The organism is Thermus igniterrae ATCC 700962 (assembly GCF_000376265.1).
Taxonomy (GTDB): Bacteria; Deinococcota; Deinococci; order Deinococcales; family Thermaceae; genus Thermus; species Thermus igniterrae.
Genome location: NZ_AQWU01000018.1, coordinates 1 through 5978 on the forward strand (window position 1 = coordinate 1; position 5978 = coordinate 5978).

Sequence of the window (5978 nt, forward strand, 5' to 3'; positions counted from 1 at the left end):
CTTCCATCAGGTCCTGGAGTGAGGCCTCCGTCTCGCGGTAGGTGAGGTGGAAGAAGGCGCGGAAGAGAAGGAGGGCCAGGTAAAGGGCGTGGCTGTAGCGCCAGGGGCGGCCCCGCTTGCCTTTGGGGGTGGGAGGGGCCACCTCCCGGGCCAGGCGCAGGCAGTGTTCCAAGACCTCCTTGGGGCTTGCCTCCCTGCGAAGGAAGCCTCGCTTGCCCATCAGGAGAGAGATATACACCCGTCCTCCTGACCTTTGCAAGGCAAGCCCAGGATATGCGGTAAAATCCCCCCGTGCCGGAGCTCTCCTTCGCCCTGGAAACCCACCCCGGCCGCAAGCGCCCCAAGAACGAGGACGCCGTGGGCCACGCCCTCACCCCTTGGGGCGGCGTGTTCGTGGTGGCGGACGGGATGGGGGGGCACCGCACGGGGGAGGTGGCGGCCAGGCTGGCGGTGGAGACCGTCCTGGAAAACCTCCGGGGAGCAGAACCCTCCCCCAAGGCCCTTCTCCAAGCCTTTGAGCGGGCCAACGAGCGCATCCACCAGGAGGCCCAACGCCCCGAGAACCGGGGGATGGGCACTACGGCCACCTGCCTCCTCCTGGACCTCCCCTACGCCCTCATCGCCCACGTGGGGGACTCGAGGGCCTACCTCCTCCGCCAGGGGGAGCTTTCCCTCCTCACCGAGGACCACTCCTGGGTGGCGGAACGGGTGCGCCAGGGCCTCCTCACCCCCGAGGAGGCCCGGACCCACCGCTGGCGCAACGTGATCACCAACGCCCTGGGCTCCTTCCCCCAGGCCCGGGTGGACCTCCTGGGCCTCAAGGTGGAGCCCGGGGACGTCTTCCTCCTGTGCACGGACGGGCTTTCCGGGGTGCTGGACGACCGCACCCTGAAGGAGGTCCTCAAGAACTTCACCCCCGAGGAGGCCGCGGGACGCCTGGTGGCCCTGGCCAACGAGTGGGGCGGCCCCGACAACGTGAGCGCCATCGTGGTGCGGGTGCCGGAGGAGCTTCCCGCCGGTAACCGCCCCTACGCCCTGCCCCTGGAGGCCGCCCGAGGCGCCCCGGTGCGGCTGAAGCTGGGGGAGGAGCCCGACGCGCTCCCCACCCAGGTGATGGAACCGCCCAAGCGCCCCCGCATCGGCTGGCGGGACGTGCTCCTCATCGCCCTTTGGATCCTGGTGGTGGGCTACATCCTCCTGGGCTACTTCAAAGGCCCCTGAGGACCTGCTAGACTCCTAGGGGTATGGAGCGCACCTTCGTCATGGTCAAACCCGACGGCTTCCGGCGCGGCCTGGTGGGGGAGATCCTCGCCCGGTTTGAGCGCAAGGGCTTCCGCATCGTGGGGCTAAAGGCCCTCAGACTCTCCCAGGAACTGGCGGAAAAGCACTACGCCGAACACCGGGAAAAGCCCTTTTTTCCCGGCCTGGTGGGCTTCATCACCTCGGGGCCGGTGGTGGCCATGGTCCTGGAAGGCCCCAACGCCATCGCCGAGGTGCGCAAGATGATGGGGGCCACCCACCCCAAGGACGCCCTCCCGGGCACCATCCGCGGGGACTTCGCCACCACCATTGACGAAAACGTGATCCACGGCTCCGCCACCCCGGAGGACGCCCAAAGGGAGATCGCCCTCTTCTTCCGCCCCGAGGAGCTCCTCTAGCCCTCCCCGCCCTCCGGGGCCTGGGGGAGGCTGGGCGCCCGAAGCCTCTCCCAGGGAAAGTCGTCCAGGGGGTAGAAGCGGTCCGCCTGCTGGGCCAGGCGGTGGGAGGAGAGGGCGTGGAAGGTGGTGTTCTCCACCTGCTTGCCCATGTCCTGCACCACCCGCACCACCTCGGCGAAGTCCCCGTCCCCCGACACCAGCACCGCCACGTCGTAGGCGTTGGCGTAGGCCAGCCGCAGGATGTCGATGGCGATCTGGATGTCCACCCCCTTTTCCACGAAGCCGTCCGCCCGGCGCTCCAGCCGCCCCAGGCGCACCGCCACGTAGGGCACCCGCTTCAGGTAGTTGAGGAAGCTCTGGTGGGCCTTGGCCGCGGGGTCTTCCGGGGGAAGGGGGGCGTTGTAGTAGTAGGCGCGCAGAAGCCGCCTCCCGGCGGTGAGGAGGGTGATGAACTCCACGAAGTTCAGCCGATAGTCCGAGCCCAGGTGCTGCACCAACCCCTTGTAGAGGTTGGAGCCGTCAATAAATATGGCCACCCTTTCCATAATCGGCCCGCCCCTTTCCGGGCACCCTCAGTTTAGCCCCGGGGCGTGAGAAAGTTTATAGCCCACCGCTCCATGAGCGGTGGGGGAGGCATACCAGCTTCGGCTTAGCCCTTTCGGGCGCCGCCATCCTACCATGACCCTCCCATGAGCGCAAGATGAGGAAAGAAAGTGCCCTCTAGGAGCGCACTTTTTGCGTTTCCGCGTAGACGTCCCGGAAGACCCCGGGGATGGGGGCGTGGGGCTTGTGGACCCGCACCCGTACCCCCGTAAGCCTAGGGAAGGCCTCCAGGAGGGCCTCGGCCAGGTGGTCGGCCAGGGCCTCAATGAGGTAGAAGCGGCGGTGGCGCACCACCTCCTCCACCAGGGCGTAGACCAGGGCGTAGTCCACCGTCTCCTCCAGGCGGTCCCCCTTGCCCTCAAAGGGCACCTCTAGCCAGAGGTCCACCACGAACCGCGCCCCAAGCCGCCCCTCCTCGGGCATCACCCCGTGGCGCCCGTAGAACTCCAGACCCAAAAGGGCGATCTCCCCCATGCCTCACCCCCAGAGGGCGTTCCAGACGGCGAGGGCTTCCCGGTGGGCCCGCACGTCGTGGACCCGGAGGAGCCTTGCCCCCTTCCAGACGGCGTAAAGGTGGGCCGCCAGGGTGCCCGCCACCCGCTCCCTGGGGTTTTCCACCCCGGTCAGCTCCCCAATGGTGCGCTTGCGGGAAAGCCCCACCAGGACGGGGTGGCCCAGGTCCACGAGGGCCTCCAGGCCCCGTAGCAGGGCCAGGTTGTGCTCCAGGAGCTTGCCGAAGCCAAACCCCGGGTCCAGGACCACCTGGGGGACCCCCGCCTTCAGGGCCCTTTCCGCCTGGGCCTTGAGGAAGTCCCTCACCTCGGCCACCACGTCCTTGTAGTGGGCGTGGGCCATCATGGTCCTGGGGTCGGGCACGGGCATGTGCATGACCACGGCCGCCACGCCGAAGCGGGCACAGAGGGCCAGCATGCGCTCGTCCCGCAGGCCGGTGACGTCGTTGATGAGGTGGGCCCCAAGCCTTAAGGCCTCCTCCGCCACCTCGGGCTTGCGGGTGTCCACGGATACCGGCACCCCAAGGGTGAGCACCGCCTCCAGCACCGGCAGAAGCCGTCTTTTTTCCTCCTCGAGGGGTACCGGCTCCGCCCCGGGCCGCGTGGACTCCGCCCCCAGGTCCAGGATGTCGGCCCCCTCGGCCACCAGGGCCTTGGCCCGCTCCAGGGCCTTTTCTGGCTCCAGGTAGAGGCCGCCATCGGAGAAGGAGTCGGGGGTGAGGTTGAGGACGCCCATGAGCCGGGGCCGGGAGAGGTCCAGGGTGCGGTCCCTTAGCCAGAGCACGCCAAGGATTATAGTGGGGCCGGGAGGTAAAGACCATGCGCCTGTTGGCGGCCGTGGACCTGGGGGAGACCCTGGAGGGCGTGGTGGCCAGCGCCAAGGCCCTGGCCGAGGGATTAGGCCTGGAGGCAGAGCTTCTTCACGTGGTCCCCACCCCCTACGCCGAGGCCCTGGCCCGGCGCTTTCCCGAGCTTTCCCCCGTCTGGCAGGAGGCCTTGGCCCGGACGGAGGCCAGGGTGGGGGAGGCCCTGGGGGCCATGGGGCTTCCCTATAGGGTCGTGCGGGGGTTTCCCGCCCAGGTGGTGGCCGGGGAGGCCCTGCGCAGCAAGGTGGTCCTCCTGGGCCGGAAGGAGGAGGGGGCCCTGGAGGCCTGGGCCCGGGGGGGAATGGCCCGCTACCTCTTCCACCGGGGGGAGGTCCCGGTCCTCCTCCTGCCAAGGCCCTTGGTCCGGGTGCGGCGCATGGCCGTGGGCCTGGACGAAAGCCCCGCCAGCCTGGCCGCCTTCCGGGTGGCCGAGGCCTGGGGCAAGGCCCTGGGGGCCGAGGTCCTGGGCCTCCACCTGGTGAGCGGGGAAGGGGGGTGTTGCTTCCCCACCTACCTGGACCCCCGGCGGCTTTCCGCCGCGGAGGTGCTGGAGAGGGCCCGGGGCCACCTCGAGGCCCTCCTGCGGGCCACGGGGGTGGTGGAGGTGGCCTGGGGGGCGGAGGAGGTGGACCTTCTCCATCTGGCCCAGGCCCGGGAGGCGGACCTCCTGGTCCTGGGCTCCAAGGCCAAGAGCACCTGGCGCCACCGCCTGGGGAGGATGGTGGAAGTACTCTTCCAGCGGAGCCCCCTGCCCCTTCTGGTGGTCCCCGAGGCCGCGGTCTGGTAAGGTGAGGCCCATGCGCCACGGGCCGGGGTGGTTCCTCTCCCTCTCCGCCTACTGGTTTGCCACCAGCCTCAAGTGGTTTCTGGTCCTCCTGGTGATCCTCCCCGCCAAGGTGGCCGAGCTTTCCCCGCCCGAGGAAAAGGCCACCCGGTTGGGCTTCCTCTTCGGCCTGGGGGCGGTGATGGCCATCCTGGGGCCCCCGGTCATGGGGTACCTTTCCGACCGCCTGGGCCGCAGGCGGCCCTTCCTCCTCCTGGGAAGCCTCCTCACCGCCTTGGCCCTTCTCCTCCTGGTGCACGCCCAAAGCTACGGCCTCCTCCTCCTGGCCTACCTCCTCCTGCAGGTGGCGGACGACCTGGCCACCGGCCCCTACTCCGCCCTCATCCCCGACCTGGTGCCCAGGGGGGAGCGGGGCACGGCCTCGGGGTACATGGGGGCCCTGCAGGTCCTGGGCCAGGTGCTGGGCGGGGTGGTGGGCTTCCTCCTCCCCCTCCAGCCCCAGGGCTACCTGGCGGCCCTCCTCAACCTCCTGGGGGCGGGCTTAAGCCTCCGGTTGGTGCCCGATGCCTTGCCAAGCCGGAGGGAAGAGACCTTCCTCCAGGCCATGGCCGCTCCCTGGCGCGACCGGGACTTTCTGCTGGTCTACCTGACCCGCTTTCTGGTGATGCTGGGCTTCTACCTGGCCCAGACCTACCTGCAGTACTACCTGGCCGACGTGGTGCGCTTCTTCGGGGTCCTGGGCCGCACGCTCACCGAGGAGCCCTTCCAGGCGGTGGCCCTTTTGGGCCTCCTCATCTCCTTGGGGGCGGCCTTAGCCAGCGTGCCCGCGGGGAGGGCCTCGGACCGGGTGGGGCGGAAGCCCCTTATCTACCTCTCTGGGGCGGGGCTTGGGGTCTTGATGCCCTTTTTGCTCCTCCTGCCCCGGTACGACCTCCTCCTGGGCCTGGCCCTCTTCTTCGGCCTCTTCTACGGGGTCTACCTGGCGGTGGACTGGGCCTTGGTCTCGGACGTCCTGCGGGACCCCCGGGCCCACGCCACGGACATGGGCCTGTGGCAGACCTCCATCGTGGTGCCCCAGGTGCTGGCCGGGGCCTTCGGCCGGCCCCTGGACCTCCTGAACGCCCGGGAGGAGGGCCTGGGCTACCTGGTCCTCTTCCTCCTGGCCGGGGGGTTTTTCCTCCTGGGGGCCTTCCTGGTGGCCCCCATCCGCCGGGCCCGCTAGGCCTGGCGCAAAAAGTTGCATCCCGGAGGGGGCGGGCGCGCCCCCGCTTCCCCCGAAAAAATTCCTTGCTGAGCGCATGGGCTTGCCTAGTAAATTGCCTTGTACCCCGGAGGGGGCGGGAGAAGGGAGAGAAGAACCCTAAGGCCGTAGGCGATGAGCTCCAAAAGCGCCCGCGCCATGGCCGTCCAAGGCTTCCGCTCCCAAAGGTNCCCCCCACCCAGCCGCGTCTTCATCCCCCCAAACACCCCCTCCACCACCCCGCGAAACCGGTACACCTCGGGGTCCCACCCCTCCCGCGCCCGCACCCGCGCCTCCTCCCTGGCCTCGCCCCCG

Annotated in this window: 8 protein-coding genes and 1 pseudogene; 4 read left to right on the top strand and 5 right to left on the bottom strand. The window is 69.5% G+C overall.

The window, feature by feature from the left end; all coding sequences use genetic code 11:
- Positions 1-238: hypothetical protein (locus tag B128_RS12925; RefSeq protein WP_018110316.1), on the bottom strand; the 238-nt coding region annotated here is incomplete at its 3' end.
- A 53-nt stretch (positions 239-291) separates the two neighbouring features.
- On the opposite strand from B128_RS12925, the gene B128_RS0100325 reads away from it, so the two are divergent.
- Both B128_RS0100325 and ndk read left to right on the top strand, forming a co-directional pair.
- On the top strand, positions 292-1221 hold the full coding sequence (locus B128_RS0100325) for a PP2C family protein-serine/threonine phosphatase (protein WP_018110317.1): 930 nt from the start codon (positions 292-294) through the stop codon (positions 1219-1221).
- Between the two features lie 23 nt (positions 1222-1244).
- Complete coding sequence (gene ndk, locus B128_RS0100330) at positions 1245-1658, top strand: nucleoside-diphosphate kinase (RefSeq protein WP_018110318.1); 414 nt, start codon at positions 1245-1247, stop codon at positions 1656-1658.
- On the opposite strand, the gene B128_RS0100335 is transcribed toward ndk, so the two are convergent.
- From B128_RS0100335 to folP, 3 genes are all read right to left on the bottom strand, one after another.
- Positions 1655-2203 carry a LabA-like NYN domain-containing protein gene (locus tag B128_RS0100335; RefSeq protein WP_018110319.1) on the bottom strand — a complete coding sequence of 183 codons (549 nt, stop codon included), beginning with the start codon at positions 2201-2203 and terminating at the stop codon, positions 1655-1657. The genes ndk and B128_RS0100335 overlap by 4 nt on opposite strands.
- A 175-nt stretch (positions 2204-2378) precedes the next feature.
- Positions 2379-2735: a dihydroneopterin aldolase gene (gene folB, locus B128_RS0100340; RefSeq protein ID WP_018110320.1), complete on the bottom strand. Its 357-nt coding sequence runs from the start codon at positions 2733-2735 to the stop codon at positions 2379-2381.
- 3 nt (positions 2736-2738) lie between these two features.
- Entirely contained in the window at positions 2739-3557 is an 819-nt protein-coding gene (gene folP / locus B128_RS0100345) for a dihydropteroate synthase (RefSeq protein WP_018110321.1), read from the bottom strand.
- A 35-nt stretch (positions 3558-3592) separates the two neighbouring features.
- Between folP and B128_RS0100350 the strand changes: the two genes are divergently transcribed.
- Together B128_RS0100350 and B128_RS0100355 are read left to right on the top strand one after the other, a co-directional pair.
- Positions 3593-4426, top strand: coding sequence for a universal stress protein (locus B128_RS0100350; protein ID WP_018110322.1), 834 nt, complete (start codon positions 3593-3595; stop codon positions 4424-4426).
- A 10-nt stretch (positions 4427-4436) separates the two neighbouring features.
- Positions 4437-5645, top strand: coding sequence for an MFS transporter (locus B128_RS0100355; protein ID WP_018110323.1), 1209 nt, complete (start codon positions 4437-4439; stop codon positions 5643-5645).
- An 86-nt stretch (positions 5646-5731) separates the two neighbouring features.
- Here B128_RS0100355 and B128_RS12035 read toward each other — a convergent pair.
- A pseudogene (locus B128_RS12035) lies at positions 5732-5978 on the bottom strand (hypothetical protein); the annotation flags it as partial.

What these genes read in the sequence shown, in the direction of transcription:
- ndk (WP_018110318.1), top strand. Translation starts at nt 1,245, where the DNA reads ATGGAGCGCACCTTCGTCATGGTCAAACCCGACGGCTTCCGGCGCGGC.
- B128_RS0100335 (WP_018110319.1), bottom strand. Translation starts at nt 2,203, where the DNA reads ATGGAAAGGGTGGCCATATTTATTGACGGCTCCAACCTCTACAAGGGG.
- folB (WP_018110320.1), bottom strand. Translation starts at nt 2,735, where the DNA reads ATGGGGGAGATCGCCCTTTTGGGTCTGGAGTTCTACGGGCGCCACGGG.
- B128_RS0100350 (WP_018110322.1), top strand. Translation starts at nt 3,593, where the DNA reads ATGCGCCTGTTGGCGGCCGTGGACCTGGGGGAGACCCTGGAGGGCGTG.
- B128_RS0100355 (WP_018110323.1), top strand. Translation starts at nt 4,437, where the DNA reads ATGCGCCACGGGCCGGGGTGGTTCCTCTCCCTCTCCGCCTACTGGTTT.